Here is a 20928-nt window from a genome sequence, read left to right as displayed (position 1 = left end):
ACCGAACCTCATTCCGTCAAATGTTAAATGAAGCGAGGCATTTATTGATAAGCCGCGTGAATCGCGGCGACCCACGATTGCATTCAGAATAGACGCATCATTTTTAATCCGCACCGCATACGGCATTCATTACGGCATTCATTCATTTACATTTCTGTAAGCCTCGTTATAATCCGAACGCTTACGTCACGGCTTTTTTGCGGCCGGAGAAAAACTGACAACGTCACATGCAAAACGGATCACGACAATGGCTGGCGGACAAAACATCAAAACCCTGTGTGAGAACCACTGGACACAGTGGAAGGCCAATTGCAGCGGCTTCCTCAAGGCCGTCGCGGCGGACCTCGATATAACGCTGACAGGTGATGCGAATAGCATTATCGACAAGATCGGCCGTGCACCATGGACTCAACTCGGATCGGATGCCGATAAGGCCGTCGCTTATGCCGGGCTCGGCTATCTGGTGGTTGCCGGATTGAAGGCGACGCATCATGGCCATGTCGTGATTATCATGCCGGGCCAATCGAAACCTTATCCGCTCGCGTATTGGGGCCGATATGGCGGCGTCGGGCGGAAAAACACCGCCATTAACTTTTCCTGGACGCATGCGGATCTCGCGAACGTCCAGTATTACGCTATCAAACCATGAAGCAGAGTCTTATCAGGCGAGCGGTCATGGCCGTTGCGGGCCTGTTGATTGCAGCGCCGGTTGCTATCGCGCAGCCGTGTCATTACAGCGAAGTGAATCCCGGCACGGGCAGGGTCAGCGTAGGCGACCTGTCCATCGATCTGGGCCAGAACGACGGCACAGAAAGTCCGACGGCCTGGCTCGGTCCGGTCACGTTGAACCGTGCGGGAGGCGCATCGTGCTCCGTGGATCCGAATGTGAGCATCGTCGAGCGGCCGCTTTATACGAACGGCAAGCAGCTTTTCGTCTCCACGTATTCCGGCAGCGAGCAGGTGGTCTATGCGATCGATGCGTCGACCTGCAAGATCCAGTGGAAGAGCGATTCGTTTTCCGGCAAGGTCAGACTGAGCGGCAACCGTTTGCAACTGGATAAGCGCAAGGTGAGGTTGGGCGCGAACTGCACGCCGTGAGGTGGCTTGCGAGAGCGCGCTGCGCCATCAACACGTTCGAGTCGCGGTCGATGATCAGCCAGGCGCGACGCTCGGCTCCTGCGAGTCCGCCGCGAGATATCGGCCCGGCGTCGTTCCCATTGCCCTGCGGAACATATCGATAAACGCGCTGACATTGTCGTAACCCAATTCGAGTGCAATCGTCGTGACGGGTACGCCGTCCGCGACGAGTTCAAGCGCGCGCAGCAGCCGCGCCTGTTGACGCCATTGCGCGAATGACATGCCTGTCTCGCTCACGAAGCGGCGGCTCAGCGTGCGCGGCGCGAGCCCGGCCCACGTCGCCCATTCTTCCAGACGCCGGTTATCGGACAGATCGCTAGCTAGCGCGTCCGTGATCCGCACCAGCCTCGGGTCTTCCGGGCGCGGCAAATCCAGCGATTCCTCTTTCGACGCGATCAACTCGTCGACGATCACCTCTGCAATCCGCGTCTGCCTCTGATCGAGTTCCACACCCGGCCATGTGGCGACGCGCCTCACCGCTTCGCGCAGCAAAGGCGTGGTTTTGATCGCGCGCGGCTCACGCGGCAACTGCTCGCAGCGGTGTTCGGTAATGAAAACACTCCACCCCGAGAACGGACCATACGAGCGAACCGAGTGGACGCAATGCGGCGGAATCCAGATCGCGTGAGTGGCCGGCACGACCCAATGGCGCTTATCGAGTCCGACCGACACGAGCCCGCTCAATGCCCCCATGAGTTGCCCGCGCGCGTGACTATGCGACGACGTCGCGCGCGCCTCGCTCTGTGTCAACTCCGCCGCGGCGAGGAAAGGCCCTTCGGGCGAGGTGACGAGATCCGGTCGGATTAAATGCTTCGGCATGGCTAGAACACCGTATTGAATGGCCTTTATACCGGAGACCAGCCGCTTTTGCACGCCTACACTCGCTTCCATTCTTTCAATGACTGGAGGGCAATGACATGCGAGCCGAACAGGTTCTCCCCGATTCCGCCGATCGAATCGAAATCCATGGCGCGACGATTCGCAAGGGCACGGTAGGCGCTTTCCTCGCCAATGCGCGGCTCTGGACCGACCCGCAAACGAGTGAACAGGCACGCGCCGAAGCCGAGGCCGACATGCTCGACGCACTGCCCGCGCTACGCGCGATTGGCTTGTTCGACGTGCTCGACATTCGCGATGTCGCGCTGCGCGATTGGGTCGACGCGCGCTGAGCGACGCCTCGCGGCGACCACACAACAAGGAGTCACCATGAAAGCAGCAGTCGTGAAGGCAGCGGGCAAAGCGCCTGTGTATGCCGATTTCGAAGCACCCGTTGCAGCGGCCGGCGAGTACGTCGTCGACGTGACGGCTTCCGCGCTGAGTCACGTGGCGCGGTCGAGGGCAGGGGGCTCGCACTATTCGTCGACGGGGAGCTTTCCGTTCGTTGCGGGTGTCGACGGGGCCGGGCGGCTGGAAGACGGACGGCGTGTCTACTTCTTCAAGCCGCAAGCGCCGTTCGGCTCGATGGCCGAGCACAGTCTAGTGTGCGCCACGCATTGCATCGCGTTACCCGACGCGCTCGACGATGTCACCGCCGCTGCCATCGCGATTCCAGGCATGTCGTCGTGGGCGGCGCTGATCGAGCGAACGCGCTTCGTGGCCGGCGAGACGGTGTTCATCAACGGAGCAACGGGTACGTCGGGTCGGCTGGCTGTGCAGATCGCGAAGCATCTCGGAGCAGGGCGCGTTATCGCAACCGGCCGCAATGCCGCAGCGCTCGAATCGCTGGCGCTTGCAGGCGCCGATAGCACGATCTCTCTCGCGCAGGACGAGAGCGGTCTCACGCGCGCGTTCGAAAATATCTTCCGCGACGGCGTGGACGTGGTGCTCGATTATCTCTGGGGCGCCAGCGCGCAGTCGGTGCTTATCGCAGCAGCAAAGGCTTCACCGGACGACTATCCGGTGCGCTTCGTTCAGATCGGTTCGGTGAGCGGCGCGGATATCCAGTTGCCAGGCGCGGTGCTTCGTTCAGCGAACATCACGCTGATGGGCAGCGGTATCGGCAGTATTCCTTTCGCGCGGCTGCTCGACACGATGAACGCCGTATTCAATGCCGCCGTGCCCGCCGGATTGCAGATTGCAACTCAAGCCATCCCGCTCGCGGTGTTGAGCGCGCACTGGGAAAACGCAAGCAGCGCGACACGCACGGTGTTTATTCCCGCACCGTAAGATCGTCATGCCCCGATCACGCTGAAGATCGACTGCGAATGCGACGTCACCTTGCCGGTGAAAATCCGCCTGCGCCGACGTGGCCCTAGGGAATTACCCGAGACGCGAAAGCCATGGTTTTCGTCTACCTTGTCCGATACGAATCGGTTTGCGGTGAATGCCAGGTGCACAAGGAGCTTCAATGACTGCTCTGGACCAGATTGACACCATCGTGATCGTCATGATGGAAAACCGTTCCTTCGATCACGCACTCGGCTATCTGAGCCTGAACGGCAGCCAGGTCAACGGCCTTTCCGCAGATCCGGCGTGGCAGGCGAACTTCATCAACGTATACAACGGCAAGCAATATCCCATCCATGCATTGGGTCCGGCCGGGCCCGCCATCTCGGATCCGCCTCACGACCGCACCCCGATCGCCACGCAGATCAACACGCCGTGTGCGCCGGGAGGATGCCCGGAACTCGGCGGGTTCGTGCAGAGCTATGCAACCCGAAAACCGGCAGCGTCGAATCTGGCCGACGTGATGGGTTATTACGACGCTCGCACCGTGCCCACTTTCGACTTTCTCGCGAAACACTTCACTGTGTGCGACAACTGGTTTGCTCCATTACCCTCGGGAACCCAGGCAAATCGCCTGATGGCGATGGCGGGGACCAGCCTTATCAGCGACAACGTGCAAGGGCTGAGCTTTCTGCCCGATCAGCCCCTTGCGTACGATTGGCTTCGCGAGCGCGGCATACCCTGGTGTGTCTATCAGTCGGGGAGCTTCTTTCCGTTCTTCAGCCTGATGAAGGAATGGCTTCCGGAAATCCTGCTGTCCTTGACACTGCCGCTCAACGATGCCGGCGGAAACTTCCGGCGGTATTCGAGGTTTGCTCGTGACTGGCAAGGCAACAGCATTCTGCCGAAAGTGATTTTCATCGAGCCGGAATATACCGACGGTCCTCATAACACCGCTAACGACGATCATTGTCCAACGGGGATGGCCGAAGGGCAGGAGTTCATTGCGGATATCTACCGGACCTTGATTTCGAATCCGACCCGGTGGCAAGAGACGCTGCTGATCGTGACGTACGACGAGCACGGCGGGTTCTTCGATCATGTGGCGCCTTTGGACATTGCGGCCGACATCGCGGGATATTCTTTCAAGACCAGCGGTCTGCGCGTGCCGGCTTTTCTGGTGTCGCCGTATGTCACGCCGGGCGGCGTCTACTCGGGAAAACTCGATCACACTGCGGTGCTGCAGATGCTTGCGGAGAAGTTCGACGCGCAGAAGCAGTATTCCGCCGCTGTCAGCACTCGCAATGCGCAGCTCGATCCGCTGGCGAGCGCTCTGAATAGTCAGCCTGTGCTTCAACCTCCGCCTGCGTTGGCGGGTGCGCCGCTACAGACCACGGCGGCTGCATTCAACGGCGCGGTGCAAGCGGGCGTGTCGGATACGACGCAGGCTTTTCATAATGTCGCGCTGCAGGTGGCAAGGGATCATCCGCAATTGCTGAGCTCGCCGCAGTGGACGGGACTGGCGGAGTATCTTTCTGTGTATGGTAAGCATTGAGGACGGCGGTGTGGCGATGTCGGCACCGCCGGGTTTGATTTGACATAATATAAATTATCAACCGTTCGCCCTGACCCTGTTACATCCCGTTTCGTCCTGCTGCGCATCCTGCACGACGCGTAACATTTCCTCAACTATCGTGCAATCTGCACAGATAGGCACCTTCTATGGAACTGTTCGGAACCGCACCAATACAAGGGGTTCCAGGCAACTAGGTGTTTACCCTTATCTGTCTTATTTACCCAATTGCCGGGTTTTTACCGGTCAGTTCTGCGGTTACAGACAAAGATGCATCGCGCACACTCCGTTACCAAATATTTCCGCGAGCAGTGCAGGATGCACCACCACAAAGGGAGGCGCCGCATGAACCACGTGCCCCCGACCCCCGAGGAAGCCCAAGCCCTGATTGACCATGCGGTCCGGTCCGTGGGCGAAGCGTTCGCGCTCGACGTGCTGGGCGTGCACCGAACCACGCTCATGCGCTGGCGCACCGGCGCCGTGCGTATCCCGCATGCCGCGCTGGCGCTGCTGCGCATCTGGCAGGAAGGCCGCTTACCCGGCATGACCGACGACTGGCGCGGTTTTCACTTCTTTGGCGACAAGCTGTACACGGCGGCCGGCGTTGGCTACACCGCCCGCGACATCGACGGCTGGCACTGGCAGAAGCAGGCATGCGAAGCGAACGAACGGCGCATCAAGCAACTCGAAGCGCTCGTGACCGACCTGTCCGACAAGCTACAGAAAGCACCCGGCGCCGCCGCGAACGAGGTGTACAGCCCGACCAACCCGCCGCCGCGCCCGCGCCGGCACGTGGCATAATCGGCCCGCCACGCCTCTGGAGAACCACATGCAATGGATTGATGCCAAAACCCAGCCACCGACCGAATACCGGCCGTATTTCGTGCTTGTCGCCGGCCGTCCTGCCGTCGCCGAGTATCACGAATTTCATTACGATGTCCGCTCGCCCACCTGGAGCATTGACGGCGTGACGCACTACTGTGAGCCGCCGCCGATTCCGGCCCGCTGACAAAAAAGCCGCCCTGTTGAGGCGGCTTTTTTTTACTTCCGTTTCTTGAATCGGCCCTTGCTGTCACGCTTGGGCGTTGCTTTTCGCCTGGTCATTTGACGGCCCTCAAAAGTTGTTGGTCAATGCGCGTGTGTGCGCGCTTCACGTCCTGCTTGACGTCGCCTAGCTCGCGCCGGAGTGCCCGCTGATCTGCCCGGATGCCGGCATACACCGCGCCCGACGACGACACGATTGTTAGCACCGAAAGGATCAGCGAGCCATCCATTACGCGGCCTTGCCTTCCGGCATGAATGCGCCGAGCAGACCAAACACGGCCTGACCGACCACACCCACCTGTGCGACCACGTGCGGATCGACGCCCTGACCCACCGCGACCGCGCCCGCCACACCGACCAGCGTCGCCAGTGCCGCATGCGTGCTGGGTTCTTTCAATCGCTGCAAAAACTTGAACATGAGGACTCCTATTTTGGATGAACTACTTTCGGAAAAAACTGACTGCTTGTCATGCCGGCCTCCTTTACGGTTGGCCGTTCGGTTTAAATGCGTTGCCGTCCACGATGTTCCACAACCATGCACCGATGCCGCCGTTGCCTGTGTTGCCACCACTGCCGCCGATCATGCCCATGCTCGCCGCGTCGAGCAGATTGGACGGCCCATTCACAATGCTGGTTGCCGTGCTGTTGAACGGCCCAAGGTTCGTTTGCGGCGCCTGTGCGGCATTCCATGCGGTAGGCGGGAGATTCGCCACGAACGTGAAGCCCTCACCGACCGCATTCGCCGCCGAATCGTAAGCACTGCCGAGCGCCCCCGTCACCGAATCAATCACGCCCTGACCGGCGCCGGCCGCTTTCTTCGCCGCGTACGCCACCACCAGCACACCGACGCCGGCAATGATCAGCTTGAATTTGAGGTCGTCAGAGACAGCCATCACTTAGCCGTAGTTCGCGGGATTGTCGAAACCGCCGTATGCGTTCTGGTTGCTGTTGGTCAGGTCCGGGAGCGTGAATTGCGACGTGTTGCGGCTGTTCCACTGCGACCAGTCGTAATTCACCGGCACGGCGCCGCCGCCCAGCATCAGGTCAGCGCTGATCTGCGACGCGACCGCCGCGTTGGCGTTGTCGTACGAAGTGATATCGCTGAAAAACGAGCCCGTCGAACCATTCGAGTAGCCGCCCGATGCCACCACGTCAGGCGATCCCGTCACGTTGCGCACCGCCCCCGCGCTGGGGAAAAGACCGCCATTCGACAGCCCGCCCAGCACCGTGCGCGGCTGTGTCACCGTGCGCGGCGCCGCCATCACGGTACGCGAGCGCAGCACCATATACGCGCCGACCGCCAGCGCACCCAGCATCAAGACATCGCTATTGCCGCCCTTGCTCATGCGTACACTCCCGAATCGAACAGCATCATTTCGGCGTTGCGCCGGTTCTGGATGCCGTTCTGTAAATTGGCCGGCACCCAGCTAACCGACTGGTTCGCGATGCCGTCTATACCGTTGCCCGCGTTGACCGAATCCGCGAACTTCTTGAAGCTGCGCGGGCTCATGTTGTAGGCAATCGAGCACAGCGCGTCGAACTGTTCCTGTGTCACGTCCACCGTGACATACAACCTGACCCACTTCGCGGCGCGGCTCTGCACGTCATCGGCAAACATCGCATCCGCCTGCGCCTGCGTGATCGACGCCGGCAGCGTTCCATAGGCGCCGTAGTGCCCCCATCCGATTGTTTCTCCACCGTCGCCCAGCCGGTATTTCGTCAGCGAGCAGCGCTCACGCGAGCGGATGAATAGCTCGCCCTGTGCGCTGATATCCATCTGCGATGCCGGCGTAGGCGCCACCGCGTTTGCAATTCCGTTTGTCATTTCGTCGACCAGTGTTGTTGCTGCATCAAGCGCCGTGTAATCACTCTCGCCGGTCTGCGCCGCGACCGTCGCCGCCTGCTGGTACAGCAGGTACACAGAGACGCCAGCGATTAGCGCGACGACGCCGGAAAACAGAGCGCGGTCCATTACTCCTCATACCACTCGAAACCGGTCTGGTTGCCGATGCCCTGCACGTTCACGAACGCCGACACCACGCCCCAGCCGGGAGGGATAACCAAGGGTTCCTTGAACGTGTTCGTTACCACCGCGTTGGCAGCGCCGCCGACGCTGATCATCTGCGTGCCGGCCGGAACGGTTGCCTGCTGCGCCTTGTAAATCTGCGCGACGCCGGCCGCACCGCCCGCGAGCTTCGATGCGACCGTGGCCGCCTGCAATGTGCCTATCGTGGCGTTCTGGAAAATCAGCGCCGCGATATAGGCGCCGTTCGGACTGGTCGCATTGAACGATTCGACAATGACATTCTTGCCACTGCCCGGAGGGTTCCACAGCATCACATGCGAGTAGTTCGACGCGAGCGCCGACGCGAAGCCCGTGCCGAGAAACGCGCCGTTCTGCAACGTGCGCGACTTGCCGCCGTCCAGCACGTTGACATCTCCGCTAATGCGGAAATTGCGAAAGCCCGAGGTCGAGAGCATCACCTGACCGCTAACGGCCGTCGTGCCCTTGTTGACGATCAGCCAGCGATCCACCAGCGCGCCGAAGTCAAAACCCTGCCCGAGCTTCAGCACGGCCGAGCCCTGCGTAAAATTCGGCCGCACCTCGATCTGGTCGAACGCGGAGCCCGAGCTCAGGAAGTCGCAAATCTGCGCCGTCGATTCGATGATCTGCGTCGAGCCCTGCGAGCCGGCCGGCGCCAGATTGATGTCGTATGCCTGAATGCTCATTTCCGATGATCCCGAAGTGCCGCAATGGCCACGATGCCGGCGAGCACCAGCCCGCCCGCCACCATGAATTTCTGGCCGCTGCTGGTCGATGCCTGCGCCTGCCATGCCTGCGCGACATCCTGCGTTGCGGTCTGGTTCACGTCTTTCGCAGTCTGCATGACCGCGCTCGACGCATCGAGCAGCTTCGAAAAGCCGCTCATCATGTTCGCTGCGTTGATGCCGAACATCGCCGCATTGGTATCGACCGACTTGTTGAACGTCTGGTCCGCGAGCCCGACCGCCGATGTCATGTTGTCGTGCGAGGTCTGAATGCTGGTTTTCGCGAGGTCCATCGCGCCGGCAATGGCGCCGAGGTCCGTCGTGTTGTTCGTGACGTTGCTGAACGTCGCGTTATTGCTACCGTTGACCGCTGCGCCGCCGCCGTCCGTGACCATGCGCCGGTCCGTTACATTGGTTGTCGTGTTGGTCGTGTTGTTGGTTGTGCTGGTGTCCGTGCTCTGGCGCGACGCCGACGGCCCGCCGATGTTCAGCGGCGTGGCCGGCAGTCCGAGCGCCATCAATCCAATCTGTGCGCGACTCTTAATCACAATGCTTTCCTCATTTCCGCTACGCCGTTCGCCTCATTGACGACCGCATAGCCCGCCGCGCCCAGCTTGCGCATTAGCCCCCGCCGTTTTGTACGAATGCCCAGCCCCGCACACCCGGCACACTGCCGCTCGATCAGCGGCAACACTGCGCGGCACAGGTCGAACGCCGCGCGCCCGAATGCCGCCGTGATAAACGCCTCTGTCCGGTTCTCCACCTGGTAGAACTGCAGGACATACAGCAGCACCGGCTCACCGTCCGCATACACCCGGCAGAGCGTATGCCCATGCACCAGTTCCGCCGCGCCCAGCGTGCCGCCGCTTGTGTCCACCTTGGCCCACAGCCCCGGCGTTTCCTCGAATGCCCGCGCGACCTCCTGTAACCGCTCACCGTCGAACGGTTCCGGGATGCATGCGAGGTCTACGAGTGCCGGCGCCATACCATCACCATTGCCACCGCCGCGAGCAGCAGCATCGGATTCTGCGTGGCCGCAATCGCCGTCTGTGCGACTGCCTGCGTGGCACTGGCCGCCGTTGGCACGCTCGACGCCTTGGAACTCCCCGTCGAAACGGTCCAGCCGGAGCCGTCCAGCGTCGTTGCGCCGGTGTCCACCCGGTAGCCGCCCGTCACGCCCGACGAGTTGGACGGATCAGAGCCGCCCATCATCGAACTGAATGCCGAGCCTGCCGCCATCGCCGCCGCGCTATACGGGTTCGAATAGGCCAGCGACGACATGCCGCCCGCCATCATGCCGGCGCCGGCACTGCCGCCACCCTGCGAGCCCGCGTAGGCGCCCAGCGCCCCATTGGCGCCGCCGAGCAGCGCCATCTGTGCGGGAGAGAGCGCCATTAGTGCTTCGCCTCTGCGAACAGCACGATTGCGCCGATTGCCATCACCAGCAGCAGCGTGCGATTGATGCCGACCGCCGCGACCGGATAGCCGTTCGCGTTGACCGTCACCACACCCGGCATGAGCGGCTGATTGTTGTCAGGCGAGAGTGCCTTGATCGTCGCCACGTCGATGCCGCGCGCCAGCCCGTACGCGAGCACGTCGCCCCAAGTCCCAGCCGAAGGATTCAATTCGCTGGGACTCGAGACGGCGTTCTGCGTGCTGACCGGAGCCGACCACATCGACGCGGGTTGCGTGGTCTGCGTGCTGGTATCGACCCACACGGCTTGACCGTTTGCATCCGTTGTCCACATGCCAGCCCCTTAAGCGTTGTACGGCAGGTCGAGCATTTCCACGTACGTGCCGATGGTGTCGCCGGCCGTGAGGTACGTGTTGCACTCGAAGGATTTCGCGTCCTGCGTGATCAGCATCCCGGACTGGTTGTTGTCCACGATGAAATCGGTCACGAAGTGGCCGGCCTGCGGCACCTTGCGATACTCGTTCTGCACGAAGCGGCGCACGTGATCGGCCATATCCACGATGGTGATACCGTTCTTCTTGATTTCCACACGGTTGATGTTGCCGTCACCGTTGCCGGCCCACGACGTGCCCGCATAGAAGTGGTGGATACGCTTGATCAGCGCGCCCATCGGGTTGAAGTTCACCGGGAACTTGCCCGCGACCGCCGTCGATGCCGGGAAGTACAGGAGCTTGTGCACCAGCGCGCCCGCCTGACCCTGCGGCGCCGTCAGGAAAGCCCATGCGTTCAGCGAGGGAGCCGTGGCGCCTGCGATGGTCACTTCGACCTTGATCTGGTCCGGCAACGCCGACATGTCGTAACCGCCGATTTCCTTGCCGTCGATGCTCGGTGCGTCGCGCTCGGTAAAGTCGATGGTCAACTGGTTGGCCGCGTTGTAGATGCCCTTGTACTGGTTGATGGTGTCCAGCACCGCGCCCGAGCAGTTGTACACCGTACGCACGCCAATCTTGACCTTGATGTCGGTGATCATCGCCTTGGTGAAGGTCGTGCCGCCGAGGTCCATCACAATGCGCGTCAGCGTATTGGAGTACTTCGGCACCATCAGCGTGGCCACGCCGCTTGCGACGACGTTCTGAAACGCCGGCAGTTGTTGAATGATTGCCATGTGTTTAGCCCGCCGCAGTGTTGCCCGTCAGCGCGACGCCGACGAGGTTCGACGTGATCGGCAATTGCCGAAGCACGAAAATGACCGCGAGCACCGTCGCGGTTGTCTTGAGTGCCGCCTTGATGTCGTTCATGACTCAGGCGCCCTTGATGATCTTCTGCACCGACGCCGGCAGATACTTCGTGCCGTTGTTGATGATGATCATCGTCACGACCGTCACGCCGACGGCCTTCAGAATGTCTTTCACCTTCACTGTTCCCTCCACAGGGGTTTGAATTGGTTTGCAGGTCGAACAGTGGGCAAAAAAAAACGCCCCGGATAGGGGCGCCTGTTACGTTACGTACGGGCTCAGAACGTCAGTTTTCCGCGACGCACCGCGCCGGTTTTCTGCGCGCGCTCGATCCAGTCAAAATCCCCGGTCGTTTCATCGGCGCGCATGTCGCGTATTTCCTGCTGCGGCACGCCGAGCGAGTTCGCCATGACCTTGATGTCGTTCTCATACGAGAGCCGCGAGCAGTGCACCAGCGACGCATTGCCGATGAAATCCTTATCAATGTTCGCCGGCCGTTGCGCGGCGCCGAACAGCGTAATGCCTTGATGCCGTCCCTTGCGTGACAGGATCGACCAGCCATCCGGCGCGCGGCTTGGCTCGGTCACGTCGCCCAGTTCGTCGACCACAACACAACCGCCCTGCGCCATGTACGCCAGTTGGCAAAACACGTCGAACTTGCCGCCGTACGTACTGAACGCCATGCCCGGTTTGTACACCAGGCGATAGCCGTCGGCCGGCGCATCCTTCACCGCCTGCACCAGTTCGCGCATGTTCGACACCGGCCGGCCGAACTCGTCGAATTCGTCCTGCGGGTCCCATACGAGCAGGCCGCGCGGCTTGCCGGCGCGTAGCTGCTGCTTGATCCATGCCGATTTGCCCGACCCACTCGCGCCCATCACCGCGATGATGTTCGCCTGATTCTTTGAACCGTCTGCCATTACGCCCCCTGCATGCTCAGTTGCCCGCCTGTATCCCTGACCGCCACCATCGCCCGCACCGGCGCCACCGCGACCGGCGCCGCCTGCGCCTGCGGCTTGGGCATATCGACCGTGCGCTCTGCATCGAGCGCCGCCTTGTACTGGCCGTGCACCTTGTACGTGACGTACGCGAGCGGCAGCACCGTGACCGCGAGCGACAGTTCAGGCCCGAACAGGTCGCCCACGCCCTCAACACTCAGCCCGTACTTGTCCATGACCGGCACTACCTTGCCCGCGAGTTCCGCCACGACCTCATCGGTATAAATCCCCGGCAGATAGGGCAGGAGCGGCGTCAGGAGGTCACGAACGAGCTTCAGGCAGTCGCCCACCTCCTGCACCGGATTGACGGGCTCAGGCTCGCCCGGTAGCGGCGCCGTGCGCGCCTCCTGTTCCTGAAACTCGAAGGCCGCCGCGCGCCGTTCCAGTAGCTCCCACTCGACTAGTTCCATACGCCGAAGCCCTCCCCGTCCTGTACGTACGTTACGGGCGCCGGCTCGCCGGCCTCCTGTACGTTCGTTACGTTCGGCGCCACGCTGGCGCCGCCCGCGATGAATTTATCCCGCATCATTTCGTCTGCCTCATCACCGCGTGCAAACACCTGCACGCCGCACGCGCCATGCGTGATCGAGACGCGGCCGGTTTTCATCACCGACCAGCGCGCATCACCGCCGCATATCGGGCACTTGCAAGTCTGTTTCCCGGCCGCGCTCATGCTTACGCCCCGGCCGGCTTCAGTGCATCGACCTTGGCCGACACTGCGGCAATGGCCGCCAGCACGTCGGCCGTGTGATCGACCGGCGCCACCGGTTCAACCGGCGCCGGCAGTGCCGCGACCGCCGCGCCCACCGCATGCACGGCGTCGAGCACTGCGGCGCCGTCAATCGGCGCCGCCTGCGGCGCGGCTTCTTCGGCGCGCGACGTGTCCAGCGCGACCGCCAGCGTGTTGCGCGCGTCCGCGAGATAGTTGGCGCCGTCGTCCCGTACGAACTGCGACAGGTTTTCGATACTGGCGAGAGCCGCCGCGATCATTTCCGATGCTTTCATGTGATACCCCTACGTTGGTGTGTTGCGGCCGGAATCGGCCGGCCGCGTCCCGTTACAGCAAATCCACCGCTTCAATGAGGCGCAAAACCGGTTGCAGGTATTTCGCGCCCATCATTTTTTCGACCGCCGTCAGCTTTGCGATGCTCGCGCGCAGTTCCGTTGCCTGTTTTTGCGCCTCGATCAGCTTCGACCGGTCTACCGATTCCGTCATTTCCAGCCCCTTGCGTACAGTTATTGACACGAGTCCGAGTGCTCGCGGCTTCGCCGCTGCGCTGAACCTTCTTCCATTCATAGCGCGTTGCCGGAACAAAGATTTCCGTTTCACGCGTGTACTTGCACATCCCATCAATCACCGTGGCGATGCCGAGCGCAGCCACGCCGTGCGGCACCTGCACCGGCGCGATGCCATAGCGGCCGGCGCGATGTTCGGTCGTTTTCTTCACGACAATCCTGCGCGCCTCGCCCGCGACGCCGCCCATTGCGCGGGCGTATTCAGCCCAGTCCGCGCGATGCGTTTCGGTCTTTTGCGCCGCCTGCCACGCCGCGACAATTTCGGGCGATTCATCGGCCGTCGGCAGGTCTGCCGCCTTCACCCGGCGCAGCTCACGCCACACGCCGACCGGTGCGCCGCCGAACTGCTGAAACTGGCGGATGCCCCACAATGCCGCCCATGCCTCGACGCGTTGTGAAGGCGTGATTTCGTCCTCGCCCCACATGTCCGACTGCACGACGAATTTTTCCTGCGTCTTGTGTTCGCCCACGTGCGCGCCGTCGATGTTCTTCGCGATGTACTTCGCGATGTAGCCGACGGCCGAGCCCTTGGCGCTATCTATGCGTGTGAAGTTCACGCGCCGTTCTGCGGCGCCGCGTTCCTTGGGCGAATCCTTCAGGCCGTGCGCCTTCATCACCGCGCACACGCGCTCGACGTTGTTCGAAAAGATCAGCCCGTGCCAGTGCGGCGTCGAATCGTGGTGCGGCTCTGCCACGCGCATCCCGAAGTAGGTCACGCCCTCGCGTTGCAGTTGCGCCCGGATGCGCGCCCATACCTTGCGCAAGTACTGTTGACCGTCGCGCGCATTGGCGCCGTTGTATTTCTTGTTCGCAATGAACCGTGTGCCGCCTGCGAGTTGCCGGATAGCATGAAAGCGTGACGGACACGTGAGCGTGAACATCACACCTTCAAAGCCGGCCGCGACCGCGAGGTCTTCACAACCGCGTAGGCGCGTCATCAGTTCGCCGCGCTTGAGCGCCTTGTTTGATACCGACTTGGCCGCCAGTTCCGCGAGCGTGAAACGGTGGCCGAGTTCGTTTTCCAGCGTGACCGACTCGAGCGTTTTTTCATTGCGCCGGTTCTGTGCGATGCGCCGGCGCACCGCGTCATCGCTCGCGTACGGTTCGGACTTGTAGTGCACGTAATGCAGGCGCACGTTCGAATGTTCAAGCGAGCGGATATGCAGGCGGCGCAGTTGGCGGCGCCACCACAGTTCACACTTCACGCGCGCCACCTGCTGCGCGGCATCGTCGAACGCCGGCATCTTGACCGCGTAGTCATCGCATGTCCGCATGCACACCTGGCGCGCGTCATCCGCATCGAGCCCGAGCGTACGCAACACGACGTCATCAGCAATGCGCCGCGCCTTGTCGCATATCTGCATGTCTGACGCATCGGGGCGCACCGGCAGCGTGGCCGGCGCGTGTTCGTCGACGAAAGCGACCATCGACTTTTCGGCCGCCGCCGTGTCGAACATGTGCGGGGCGTTGGCCTTGCGCGCACTCGCGCGGCCGGCCGCTTCTGCGGCACGGTACGCGCGCCGATACCATTTCATCGGCAGGCGCTGGCGGGCGTTATTCATCGCGCCGAGCGTAGGCAGAACCGATGCGACGGCGTGCGCGTAGATCCACATCAGATGCAAGCCTCGAAACGGCGCGGGCTCGCTACTGCCCCGCGCCGGGTTGCCTTACGCTCGCTGAGTATCTGGTAGATGCGATCGAGCGCCGCGTCACCCGTCGGTGTAGCGGGTGCAGGCGCCGCGCGCGGCATCGTGCGCGGCGTGTGCGACAGGTGAGCCGCTACTGCAACACTGCCCGGAAACGGATACACGTTATCTTCGGGCGGGTCTTCGGGCGGGTCTTCCCGGTAGCCCAAATCGACAAAGGCGGCCGAGTTCCGCATTACCCGTTTCTCCACTTTTCAATCGCTGCGGCAATCACCACCGTGACGCCCGCGCCCGCGACGCACACCGACCACGTGCACACCCACTCGAAGCACGTCATACCGGCCTCCGCATCAGGCGTGCGAGCAGCGCATCAGAAAACAGCACCGCGTTACGCAACTGGCCCGGCGTGGCGATGGCCGCGCCGTATTCCGCGACGTAACAGCCTGCACGCCACGACAGGCACGCGGCTATTGCAGGTTGCACGCGATTGCTTTTTTTCATGATGATCCGACCCCGGTTCCATTACCGTGAAAAGCGGGGCGCCCGGTCCGGGGCGTCCGTTTTTCAGGAGAATGTGTCAATGAAACTGTTAGCTTTTGGTAAGCATTCCGGCGCGTGCAGGATGCACAGCCGGTTAGCCAACCGGGGCGAAACGGGAAGGTATGACGGGGGGGGAGTTCGGCGGGTAATGCGTCTGTCAGAAACTGCTTTACAGACTATAAATTATCACCCCTGTTGGTATGTTTTAGAGTGTTGCTTGCTTGACTACTTTTTGACCCTAGATACCGCAACAGAACTCTGTGAACGTAAATTTCTAACCTTTTTTGAGAAACATCGCCAGTTTCTCGCTTTTGGTGCAAATCCACCTTGGGTATGCAGATTAGGTACGAAACTCGTACGTCATGTTCAGGTAGGAGTTTTACGTCGGAAGAAAAACAAGCACGCCAGGCGTTCGTCATAGACAAATACCTAAAGAAGTGCGCAGGTCCGAGCTATGATGGACAGAACGCACGTGGGCCTTGACCTGCGCCGCGCGTGAGAAGCAAAATCAATTGCGAATTCGACAGCATCTGACCGGGGCCATGTCACACGACGAAGCGTTTGATTCCAGTGACGCCGCGCACTGCGTTCCACTGCGGCTGGATTACCTGCTTACGTCGCACCCGCAAACTCACGTCATTAACGAGGTGGCTTCAAATCGCGCTCCTGCCGAAAGTTGCGCCATTGACGCCAAGGACGATCTAGAAGCAATCAACGCCTGGCTACTTGAGCACCGTGAATCTGGCCCAACGCTCCGCTCGTACAGAAAGGAAATTGAGCGATTCTATAACTGGCTCGTTTTGATTCAACACAAGTCGATTGGCGGCGTAACCCCAGACGATATTGACGCTTACGATCTATTTATGAGGGCCCCGCCCGACACATGGTGCGGTCCACGTTATGGTAGGCGTAAGACCGAGCGATGGCGGCCGTACGAAGATGCGCTTTCCGCGAAAAGTCGGTCACAAGCAAAGATCATTTTGCGTGCCTGTTTTTCATATTTGGTAGCGGTCCGTTATGTTTTGGGAAATCCTATTCCGTTGGAGCGACCGACGAGGAAACGAGCAGTCGGTGAACGTATTGATAGCTTAAGAGAAAGCCACATTCCGCCCCCGGCGCTTAGGAAGCTGATCCAGGCGTTGGAACAGCAGGCTGCCGCCTCGCCCTTCCAGTCCGCTCGATCCATAGCTACGGCCGAACGACACCTCTTCGTGGTTCGTTTTCTGCTCAATACTGGTTTGCGGGGGGAAGAGTTGGCTAAAGCGGATATGTTCGATATCGCTTGTGAAAAGCAGCCGTCGACCCACCGCTCGTACTGGACAATGAGTGTCGGGCGAGGCGAAGCCTTTCCTCGAAAGATCGCAGTGAACTCCACCGCGTTAGAAGCTTTGCGCCGTTACCGGCAGGTATACGAGACGGATGACTCGTTTTGGGGCGAAAGCTCTCCCGTGTTACTTCCCTTGTCCGGCCGACGCACGCCACCAGGGTACCTTTCTGCGCAAACGGTCTATGCGATCTCAATGGATGCACTTAAGATCGCCAGCCTGCACTACGCGTCTTCCGACGTGCAGACATCTGCTCTGTTCGCCAAGGCTACGCCACATTGGTTTCGTACCACATTTGCAGCGATCGCTGCGCAGTGCGGCATAGCGCAGAATGTCATACAGAAGCAAATCGGCATCGCATCGTTGCAGCAGTCGGTCGCGAAATATCGGGATGTAGATCCCATTGAGCTTCTCGACATGGTGGCGAAGCTAAAGCTGTAGGCATTAGAAGCCGAGTGGTGTGTTCTAGGGATTGCCAGAGGGTTAAGTGCTGAACTCGGAAAAGGAATCAAGGGTCAAGGCTGAATCGTGTCCCGATACCGCGCCAATCGAAAGTGGCGCGCCGTCTGGTTAAGCTTTTGTCAATCGAACCCGAGCAACAGGTCGAGGACGTTCAGTGGTCCTCGCTCGGCTTGGCTCGGCACGACTTGGGGCTCCGGTGGAACCCCGAGGCAGGTTGCCCTCTCGCAGGCTTCGAACTGGAGCGCCGCGGATGGGCTAGCGCCATTGGCTATCGTTGCAGAACGAATTTGCCGGGTGGCGACGATACCCGTACTCGTGGCGGTTATTGACCGCGCATGTCCTATGTAACCCCGTGTCATTTTTGGTAGCAATGAAAACGATCTTTTTGGACATCGACGGAGTCTTACATCCGTCTACTGTTGGCGAGCTGGAGTATGGTCCGGAAGGACCCATGGTAACCGGACCAGGGGTATGTGCGCTCCAAGATAGGTTGGCAGAGTTGATTGCCGGCAAAACGGTTGAGATTGCGATCCATAGCACGTGGATTTACATGTTTGACGCCAGGATTCTGCGAGCGATGTACCTGCCACGGCTGGGCGCAGTTGCACACATCACTCTGACCGACAGGCACATTGAGAGCCGCGCACTTCGAATTCTCGACTACCTGCGGCGGAGGCGCATTCCGCCAGCCGACTATCTCATTCTCGATGACGCGCCAAGAGAATTCTCTTCAACCCCCGAGCTCCTACCCCGATTGGTCGAATGCGACCCAGAGCGGGGGATCGATGACCCACGAGTGGTTTCCCGAATCGAAGAATTTCTAGGCTAGTTGTCGATAATGGGGTTGGCGGCATAGTCTCCCTTTGAGAGCGAGACGCGATTGTCGCGTCAATTATTGTTGTCGTGTGATATCTTTGCTTATATAAAATCCGTAGTATAACTATGTACCTATGCAAAGCCCATGTCTTGGACTGGCGGAAGAGCGTTTGCTTTCATGTCCGTATACGTGGCCCGACTCGTCCGCAGATCTCGCTCATCTTCCGTACGCAAAAAACAGGTATATAGCTTGGAAGCGACTACCGCTGACAGGTCAAGATTGGAGACCCGAACGCGGCGCCTACAACCAGCAAAGTCGCGCGTGCTCATGGCACGCTCGATGACGTGGAAACGGTCATAGACAACGGCATTTACAACTGGCGCGGCCGGTGCCTCCCGCATGCGATGCCACCCCGCCCTGTTATGCAAGCAAACCCAACGCACCACCGGCTAAACGTGTTCGATGGTCCGAGTCCTAGGCTCTCCCACTCTGACAAGCCAGCCGCTCCCCTTGGCGGCACTTTTGTCACAGCCGGCGCTGATGGTAGGCGCAGGCGCGCGCGCTAGCATCCGCACTGTGGACAGGACGATAAGAATTTGAGGGAGATGATTTCGACGCTAGGTGGAACTGTTGCGATAGGCCACCAGGTCATCTTGGCGGCAAAGCTGCTGCATGACAATGTCGTTGTCCTTCGAGCCTTCGAAACCGTCGGTTTCCCCAAGAAGTGAAACAAGCTAGACGACGTTTATTTTTCATCGGCGCTGGTGCGCCTTAAAGGCGCCCTCCTTGCCTTTCAGGAGCTACTATATCAACGTGCGTTTGCCTACTGAGAATGAGCCGCGCCAATACGAACAAGCAGCAACGAGATGGGGAAGACGAGCCGGTTCCGCCACGGATGTCTTAAGGATTGAGCGATTTCGCATTGGCGACGGGGCGCTGACTGTGATTGAAAACGATGGGGTCCCCGCGTGGTGTTCTTGCTGTATGTAAGTTTGTCGAATCTGACGATCGATGAAATCCAGCCCTATTGTCGTCTAGCCAGTCCTGCGGCAGGTACTTCTCCAAAAAAAAATGGTCTGGTGCTGCTGACATCAATGTAGCTATCCTACGAGAATACGAAGTATGAACCGCCCCGGATTTCGTGGAGGCTCCAACTCTTGAGAGAATGGAGCCATGAACAAGTCGAACAAGTTTTCTGCTGAAGTCCGCGAACGTGCCGTGCGCATGGTGCGAGAGCATCGGGGCGAATATCCCTCACAATGGGCCGCGATCGAATCCATCGCCCCCAAGATCGGCTGTACGAGCCAGACGCTGCTCGGTTGGGTCAAGCGTGAGGAAGTTGATGGCGGTGAGCGTGATGGCGTCACCACGTCGGAGCGTGAACGCCTCAAGGCACTGGAGCGTGAGAACAAGGAACTGCGCCGTGCCAATGAGATTCTGAAGCTGGCGAGCGCATTTTTCGCCCAGGCGGAGCTCGACCGCCGCCTGAAGTCCTGAAGGCCTTTATTGATCAGCATCGCGACACCTTCGGGGTCGAGCCGATCTGCAAGGTCTTGCGGATTGCCCCGTCGGGCTATCGGCGCCATGCCGCACAGTTGCGCGATCCGTCGCGGCGCTGTGCCCGCGCGAAACGCGATGAGTTTGTGAGTGCGGAAATCAAGCGGGTCTGGCAGGCCAACATGCAGGTCTACGGTGCAGACAAAGTCTGGAAGCAGTTGAACCGGGAAGGTATGACGGTGGCACGTTGCACGGTCGAGCGGCTGATGAAGCGACAGGGTTTGAGCGGTGTGAGGCGCGGAAAGCGCATTCGCACGACCTTTCCCGATGCATCGGCTCCGCGTCCGCTCGACCGGGTCAACCGTCAGTTCAGGGCTGACCGGCCGAACCAGCTTTGGGTGTCGGATTTCACGTACGTTTCGACGTGGCAGGGCTGGCTGTATGTGGCCTTCGTAATTGACGTGTTCGCCCGTCGTATCGTCGGCTGGCGCGTGAGTTCGTCGATGACCACGGACTTCGTTCTCGACGCACTTGAACAGGCGCTGTACGCTCGCCGGCCGGAGAATGACGGAACGCTGATTCACCACTCCGACAGGGGCTCGCAATACGTCAGCATTCGCTACAGCGAGCGGCTGGCTGAGGCCGGCATCGAGCCGTCGGTCGGCAGCCGGGGAGACAGCTATGACAACGCGCTGGCTGAAACGATCAACGGCTTGTACAAGGCAGAACTGATTCATCGTCGTGCGCCGTGGAAAACGCGTGAGTCCGTTGAACTGGCAACGCTCGAATGGGTCGCCTGGTTTAACCACCATCGGCTCATGGCGCTGCTCGGCTATATCCCACCCGCTGAAGCTGAGGCAAACTACTACCGGCAACTCCGCAACGCAGTTGCAGTGTCGGCGTCAACTTAAACCAACCAGCCTCCACGATTCCCGGGGCGGTTCATTACATCGTTTGCGGTTTGCATTAGTAGGTCAAAGCGTCGCTTTGTTAATTCTTTCCGCGATTC

30 protein-coding genes and 1 other annotated feature are annotated in these 20928 nt (G+C 60.5%); of the genes, 10 read left to right on the top strand and 20 right to left on the bottom strand.

Features of this window, described 5'->3' with window-relative positions; translation table 11 throughout:
* Nucleotides 1–247 precede the first annotated feature (247 nt).
* Both ACFSNN_RS33125 and ACFSNN_RS33120 read left to right on the top strand, forming a co-directional pair.
* On the top strand, nucleotides 248–649 hold the full coding sequence (locus tag ACFSNN_RS33125) for a hypothetical protein (protein WP_208949589.1): 402 nt from the start codon (nucleotides 248–250) through the stop codon (nucleotides 647–649).
* The gene (locus tag ACFSNN_RS33120; RefSeq protein WP_134464605.1) at nucleotides 646–1098 is read left to right on the top strand and encodes a hypothetical protein; all 453 of its coding nucleotides are present in this window, start codon (nucleotides 646–648) and stop codon (nucleotides 1096–1098) included. Before ACFSNN_RS33125 ends, ACFSNN_RS33120 begins: the two co-directional genes overlap by 4 nt.
* A gap of 54 nt (nucleotides 1099–1152) precedes the next feature.
* On the opposite strand, the gene ACFSNN_RS33115 is transcribed toward ACFSNN_RS33120, so the two are convergent.
* Entirely contained in the window at nucleotides 1153–1956 is an 804-nt protein-coding gene (locus ACFSNN_RS33115; RefSeq protein WP_134464607.1) for an AraC family transcriptional regulator, read from the bottom strand.
* 98 nt (nucleotides 1957–2054) lie between these two features.
* Here ACFSNN_RS33115 and ACFSNN_RS33110 point away from each other — a divergent pair, with 98 nt between their 5' ends.
* The 5 genes from ACFSNN_RS33110 (at nucleotide 2055) to ACFSNN_RS33090 (ending at nucleotide 5885) form a co-directional block, all read left to right on the top strand.
* Nucleotides 2055–2306 (top strand): hypothetical protein, encoded by a 252-nt coding sequence (locus tag ACFSNN_RS33110; RefSeq protein WP_134464609.1) that lies wholly within the window; start codon nucleotides 2055–2057, stop codon nucleotides 2304–2306.
* 37 nt (nucleotides 2307–2343) lie between these two features.
* The gene (locus tag ACFSNN_RS33105) at nucleotides 2344–3303 is read left to right on the top strand and encodes a quinone oxidoreductase family protein (RefSeq protein WP_134464610.1); all 960 of its coding nucleotides are present in this window, start codon (nucleotides 2344–2346) and stop codon (nucleotides 3301–3303) included.
* Between the two features lie 181 nt (nucleotides 3304–3484).
* The gene (locus tag ACFSNN_RS33100) at nucleotides 3485–4858 is read left to right on the top strand and encodes an alkaline phosphatase family protein (RefSeq protein ID WP_134464611.1); all 1374 of its coding nucleotides are present in this window, start codon (nucleotides 3485–3487) and stop codon (nucleotides 4856–4858) included.
* A 363-nt stretch (nucleotides 4859–5221) separates the two neighbouring features.
* A complete protein-coding gene (locus tag ACFSNN_RS33095; RefSeq protein WP_134464613.1) occupies nucleotides 5222–5677 on the top strand; it encodes a hypothetical protein in 456 nt (151 codons plus the stop codon).
* A gap of 28 nt (nucleotides 5678–5705) precedes the next feature.
* Entirely contained in the window at nucleotides 5706–5885 is a 180-nt protein-coding gene (locus tag ACFSNN_RS33090) for a hypothetical protein (RefSeq protein ID WP_134464615.1), read from the top strand.
* A 91-nt stretch (nucleotides 5886–5976) separates the two neighbouring features.
* Here ACFSNN_RS33090 and ACFSNN_RS33085 read toward each other — a convergent pair whose 3' ends face one another.
* From ACFSNN_RS33085 to ACFSNN_RS32995, 19 genes are all read right to left on the bottom strand, one after another.
* Entirely contained in the window at nucleotides 5977–6150 is a 174-nt protein-coding gene (locus tag ACFSNN_RS33085) for a hypothetical protein (protein WP_166799371.1), read from the bottom strand.
* The gene (locus tag ACFSNN_RS33080) at nucleotides 6150–6338 is read right to left on the bottom strand and encodes a hypothetical protein (protein WP_134464617.1); all 189 of its coding nucleotides are present in this window, start codon (nucleotides 6336–6338) and stop codon (nucleotides 6150–6152) included. The genes ACFSNN_RS33085 and ACFSNN_RS33080 overlap by 1 nt, the downstream gene beginning before the upstream one ends.
* A 64-nt stretch (nucleotides 6339–6402) precedes the next feature.
* Entirely contained in the window at nucleotides 6403–6813 is a 411-nt protein-coding gene (locus ACFSNN_RS33075; RefSeq protein WP_134464619.1) for a hypothetical protein, read from the bottom strand.
* Between the two features lie 3 nt (nucleotides 6814–6816).
* Nucleotides 6817–7266, bottom strand: coding sequence for a hypothetical protein (locus ACFSNN_RS33070; RefSeq protein WP_134464621.1), 450 nt, complete (start codon nucleotides 7264–7266; stop codon nucleotides 6817–6819).
* A complete protein-coding gene (locus tag ACFSNN_RS33065; protein ID WP_134464623.1) occupies nucleotides 7263–7892 on the bottom strand; it encodes a lysozyme in 630 nt (209 codons plus the stop codon). The genes ACFSNN_RS33070 and ACFSNN_RS33065 overlap by 4 nt, the downstream gene beginning before the upstream one ends.
* Nucleotides 7892–8650: a hypothetical protein gene (locus tag ACFSNN_RS33060; protein WP_134464624.1), complete on the bottom strand. Its 759-nt coding sequence runs from the start codon at nucleotides 8648–8650 to the stop codon at nucleotides 7892–7894. Before ACFSNN_RS33060 ends, ACFSNN_RS33065 begins: the two co-directional genes overlap by 1 nt.
* Nucleotides 8647–9237 (bottom strand): hypothetical protein, encoded by a 591-nt coding sequence (locus ACFSNN_RS33055; RefSeq protein ID WP_134464626.1) that lies wholly within the window; start codon nucleotides 9235–9237, stop codon nucleotides 8647–8649. Before ACFSNN_RS33055 ends, ACFSNN_RS33060 begins: the two co-directional genes overlap by 4 nt.
* A complete protein-coding gene (locus tag ACFSNN_RS33050) occupies nucleotides 9234–9674 on the bottom strand; it encodes a hypothetical protein (protein WP_244322995.1) in 441 nt (146 codons plus the stop codon). Before ACFSNN_RS33050 ends, ACFSNN_RS33055 begins: the two co-directional genes overlap by 4 nt.
* Nucleotides 9656–10084, bottom strand: coding sequence for a hypothetical protein (locus ACFSNN_RS33045; RefSeq protein WP_134464628.1), 429 nt, complete (start codon nucleotides 10082–10084; stop codon nucleotides 9656–9658). The genes ACFSNN_RS33050 and ACFSNN_RS33045 overlap by 19 nt, the downstream gene beginning before the upstream one ends.
* Entirely contained in the window at nucleotides 10084–10437 is a 354-nt protein-coding gene (locus tag ACFSNN_RS33040) for a hypothetical protein (protein WP_134464630.1), read from the bottom strand. The genes ACFSNN_RS33045 and ACFSNN_RS33040 overlap by 1 nt, the downstream gene beginning before the upstream one ends.
* A gap of 9 nt (nucleotides 10438–10446) precedes the next feature.
* Entirely contained in the window at nucleotides 10447–11268 is an 822-nt protein-coding gene (locus ACFSNN_RS33035) for a major capsid protein P2 (RefSeq protein WP_134464632.1), read from the bottom strand.
* 4 nt (nucleotides 11269–11272) lie between these two features.
* Nucleotides 11273–11401 carry a hypothetical protein gene (locus tag ACFSNN_RS33030; protein WP_279631181.1) on the bottom strand — a complete coding sequence of 43 codons (129 nt, stop codon included), beginning with the start codon at nucleotides 11399–11401 and terminating at the stop codon, nucleotides 11273–11275.
* 215 nt (nucleotides 11402–11616) lie between these two features.
* On the bottom strand, nucleotides 11617–12258 hold the full coding sequence (locus tag ACFSNN_RS33025; protein WP_134464634.1) for a hypothetical protein: 642 nt from the start codon (nucleotides 12256–12258) through the stop codon (nucleotides 11617–11619).
* Complete coding sequence (locus tag ACFSNN_RS33020; protein ID WP_134464636.1) at nucleotides 12258–12746, bottom strand: hypothetical protein; 489 nt, start codon at nucleotides 12744–12746, stop codon at nucleotides 12258–12260. Before ACFSNN_RS33020 ends, ACFSNN_RS33025 begins: the two co-directional genes overlap by 1 nt.
* Nucleotides 12737–12943, bottom strand: a complete 207-nt coding sequence (locus ACFSNN_RS33015; RefSeq protein WP_134464638.1) for a hypothetical protein — start codon at nucleotides 12941–12943, stop codon at nucleotides 12737–12739. The genes ACFSNN_RS33020 and ACFSNN_RS33015 overlap by 10 nt, the downstream gene beginning before the upstream one ends.
* Before the next feature lie 68 nt (nucleotides 12944–13011).
* The gene (locus ACFSNN_RS33010) at nucleotides 13012–13341 is read right to left on the bottom strand and encodes a hypothetical protein (RefSeq protein WP_134464640.1); all 330 of its coding nucleotides are present in this window, start codon (nucleotides 13339–13341) and stop codon (nucleotides 13012–13014) included.
* A gap of 71 nt (nucleotides 13342–13412) precedes the next feature.
* Nucleotides 13413–15245: a replication endonuclease gene (locus ACFSNN_RS33005; protein WP_134464642.1), complete on the bottom strand. Its 1833-nt coding sequence runs from the start codon at nucleotides 15243–15245 to the stop codon at nucleotides 13413–13415.
* Nucleotides 15245–15514: a hypothetical protein gene (locus ACFSNN_RS33000; RefSeq protein WP_134464644.1), complete on the bottom strand. Its 270-nt coding sequence runs from the start codon at nucleotides 15512–15514 to the stop codon at nucleotides 15245–15247. The genes ACFSNN_RS33005 and ACFSNN_RS33000 overlap by 1 nt, the downstream gene beginning before the upstream one ends.
* Nucleotides 15515–15611: 97 nt before the next feature.
* A complete protein-coding gene (locus tag ACFSNN_RS32995) occupies nucleotides 15612–15779 on the bottom strand; it encodes a hypothetical protein (RefSeq protein ID WP_166799372.1) in 168 nt (55 codons plus the stop codon).
* Nucleotides 15780–16360: 581 nt separating this feature from the next.
* Between ACFSNN_RS32995 and ACFSNN_RS32990 the strand changes: the two genes are divergently transcribed.
* The 3 genes from ACFSNN_RS32990 (at nucleotide 16361) to ACFSNN_RS32980 (ending at nucleotide 20830) form a co-directional block, all read left to right on the top strand.
* Nucleotides 16361–17584: a tyrosine-type recombinase/integrase gene (locus tag ACFSNN_RS32990; RefSeq protein WP_134464646.1), complete on the top strand. Its 1224-nt coding sequence runs from the start codon at nucleotides 16361–16363 to the stop codon at nucleotides 17582–17584.
* 391 nt (nucleotides 17585–17975) lie between these two features.
* Entirely contained in the window at nucleotides 17976–18434 is a 459-nt protein-coding gene (locus tag ACFSNN_RS32985) for an HAD domain-containing protein (RefSeq protein WP_134464648.1), read from the top strand.
* A gap of 1161 nt (nucleotides 18435–19595) precedes the next feature.
* Nucleotides 19596–20830, top strand: a protein-coding gene (locus ACFSNN_RS32980; protein ID WP_377747598.1) for an IS3 family transposase whose coding sequence is annotated in 2 segments (ribosomal slippage) — nucleotides 19596–19887 and nucleotides 19887–20830 — 1236 coding nt in all. Because the reading frame shifts where the segments join, the coding sequence is not laid out codon by codon here.
* Nucleotides 19874–19990: a sequence feature (AL1L pseudoknot), on the top strand. (Overlaps the previous gene by 117 nt.)
* Nucleotides 20831–20928: the final 98 nt, after the last annotated feature.

Origin of the sequence: Paraburkholderia dipogonis (assembly GCF_042680985.1) — a bacterium.
Taxonomy (GTDB): Bacteria; Pseudomonadota; Gammaproteobacteria; order Burkholderiales; family Burkholderiaceae; genus Paraburkholderia; species Paraburkholderia phytofirmans.
Note: the sequence above shows the minus strand (reverse complement) of the source record. Positions and strands in the feature narration are given on the sequence as shown.

What these genes read in the sequence shown, in the direction of transcription:
- ACFSNN_RS33075 (WP_134464619.1), bottom strand. Translation starts at nt 6,813, where the DNA reads ATGGCTGTCTCTGACGACCTCAAATTCAAGCTGATCATTGCCGGCGTC.
- ACFSNN_RS33065 (WP_134464623.1), bottom strand. Translation starts at nt 7,892, where the DNA reads ATGGACCGCGCTCTGTTTTCCGGCGTCGTCGCGCTAATCGCTGGCGTC.
- ACFSNN_RS33070 (WP_134464621.1), bottom strand. Translation starts at nt 7,266, where the DNA reads ATGAGCAAGGGCGGCAATAGCGATGTCTTGATGCTGGGTGCGCTGGCG.
- ACFSNN_RS33030 (WP_279631181.1), bottom strand. Translation starts at nt 11,401, where the DNA reads ATGAACGACATCAAGGCGGCACTCAAGACAACCGCGACGGTGCTCGCG.
- ACFSNN_RS33035 (WP_134464632.1), bottom strand. Translation starts at nt 11,268, where the DNA reads ATGGCAATCATTCAACAACTGCCGGCGTTTCAGAACGTCGTCGCAAGC.
- ACFSNN_RS33060 (WP_134464624.1), bottom strand. Translation starts at nt 8,650, where the DNA reads ATGAGCATTCAGGCATACGACATCAATCTGGCGCCGGCCGGCTCGCAG.
- ACFSNN_RS33100 (WP_134464611.1), top strand. Translation starts at nt 3,485, where the DNA reads ATGACTGCTCTGGACCAGATTGACACCATCGTGATCGTCATGATGGAA.
- ACFSNN_RS32990 (WP_134464646.1), top strand. Translation starts at nt 16,361, where the DNA reads ATGTCACACGACGAAGCGTTTGATTCCAGTGACGCCGCGCACTGCGTT.
- ACFSNN_RS33090 (WP_134464615.1), top strand. Translation starts at nt 5,706, where the DNA reads ATGCAATGGATTGATGCCAAAACCCAGCCACCGACCGAATACCGGCCG.
- ACFSNN_RS33010 (WP_134464640.1), bottom strand. Translation starts at nt 13,341, where the DNA reads ATGAAAGCATCGGAAATGATCGCGGCGGCTCTCGCCAGTATCGAAAAC.
- ACFSNN_RS33110 (WP_134464609.1), top strand. Translation starts at nt 2,055, where the DNA reads ATGCGAGCCGAACAGGTTCTCCCCGATTCCGCCGATCGAATCGAAATC.
- ACFSNN_RS33025 (WP_134464634.1), bottom strand. Translation starts at nt 12,258, where the DNA reads ATGGCAGACGGTTCAAAGAATCAGGCGAACATCATCGCGGTGATGGGC.
- ACFSNN_RS33105 (WP_134464610.1), top strand. Translation starts at nt 2,344, where the DNA reads ATGAAAGCAGCAGTCGTGAAGGCAGCGGGCAAAGCGCCTGTGTATGCC.
- ACFSNN_RS33005 (WP_134464642.1), bottom strand. Translation starts at nt 15,245, where the DNA reads ATGTGGATCTACGCGCACGCCGTCGCATCGGTTCTGCCTACGCTCGGC.
- ACFSNN_RS33095 (WP_134464613.1), top strand. Translation starts at nt 5,222, where the DNA reads ATGAACCACGTGCCCCCGACCCCCGAGGAAGCCCAAGCCCTGATTGAC.
- ACFSNN_RS33020 (WP_134464636.1), bottom strand. Translation starts at nt 12,746, where the DNA reads ATGGAACTAGTCGAGTGGGAGCTACTGGAACGGCGCGCGGCGGCCTTC.
- ACFSNN_RS33080 (WP_134464617.1), bottom strand. Translation starts at nt 6,338, where the DNA reads ATGTTCAAGTTTTTGCAGCGATTGAAAGAACCCAGCACGCATGCGGCA.
- ACFSNN_RS33040 (WP_134464630.1), bottom strand. Translation starts at nt 10,437, where the DNA reads ATGTGGACAACGGATGCAAACGGTCAAGCCGTGTGGGTCGATACCAGC.
- ACFSNN_RS33050 (WP_244322995.1), bottom strand. Translation starts at nt 9,674, where the DNA reads ATGGCGCCGGCACTCGTAGACCTCGCATGCATCCCGGAACCGTTCGAC.
- ACFSNN_RS33115 (WP_134464607.1), bottom strand. Translation starts at nt 1,956, where the DNA reads ATGCCGAAGCATTTAATCCGACCGGATCTCGTCACCTCGCCCGAAGGG.
- ACFSNN_RS32985 (WP_134464648.1), top strand. Translation starts at nt 17,976, where the DNA reads ATGAAAACGATCTTTTTGGACATCGACGGAGTCTTACATCCGTCTACT.
- ACFSNN_RS32995 (WP_166799372.1), bottom strand. Translation starts at nt 15,779, where the DNA reads ATGAAAAAAAGCAATCGCGTGCAACCTGCAATAGCCGCGTGCCTGTCG.
- ACFSNN_RS33120 (WP_134464605.1), top strand. Translation starts at nt 646, where the DNA reads ATGAAGCAGAGTCTTATCAGGCGAGCGGTCATGGCCGTTGCGGGCCTG.
- ACFSNN_RS33000 (WP_134464644.1), bottom strand. Translation starts at nt 15,514, where the DNA reads ATGCGGAACTCGGCCGCCTTTGTCGATTTGGGCTACCGGGAAGACCCG.
- ACFSNN_RS33125 (WP_208949589.1), top strand. Translation starts at nt 248, where the DNA reads ATGGCTGGCGGACAAAACATCAAAACCCTGTGTGAGAACCACTGGACA.
- ACFSNN_RS33085 (WP_166799371.1), bottom strand. Translation starts at nt 6,150, where the DNA reads ATGGATGGCTCGCTGATCCTTTCGGTGCTAACAATCGTGTCGTCGTCG.
- ACFSNN_RS33045 (WP_134464628.1), bottom strand. Translation starts at nt 10,084, where the DNA reads ATGGCGCTCTCTCCCGCACAGATGGCGCTGCTCGGCGGCGCCAATGGG.
- ACFSNN_RS33015 (WP_134464638.1), bottom strand. Translation starts at nt 12,943, where the DNA reads ATGAAAACCGGCCGCGTCTCGATCACGCATGGCGCGTGCGGCGTGCAG.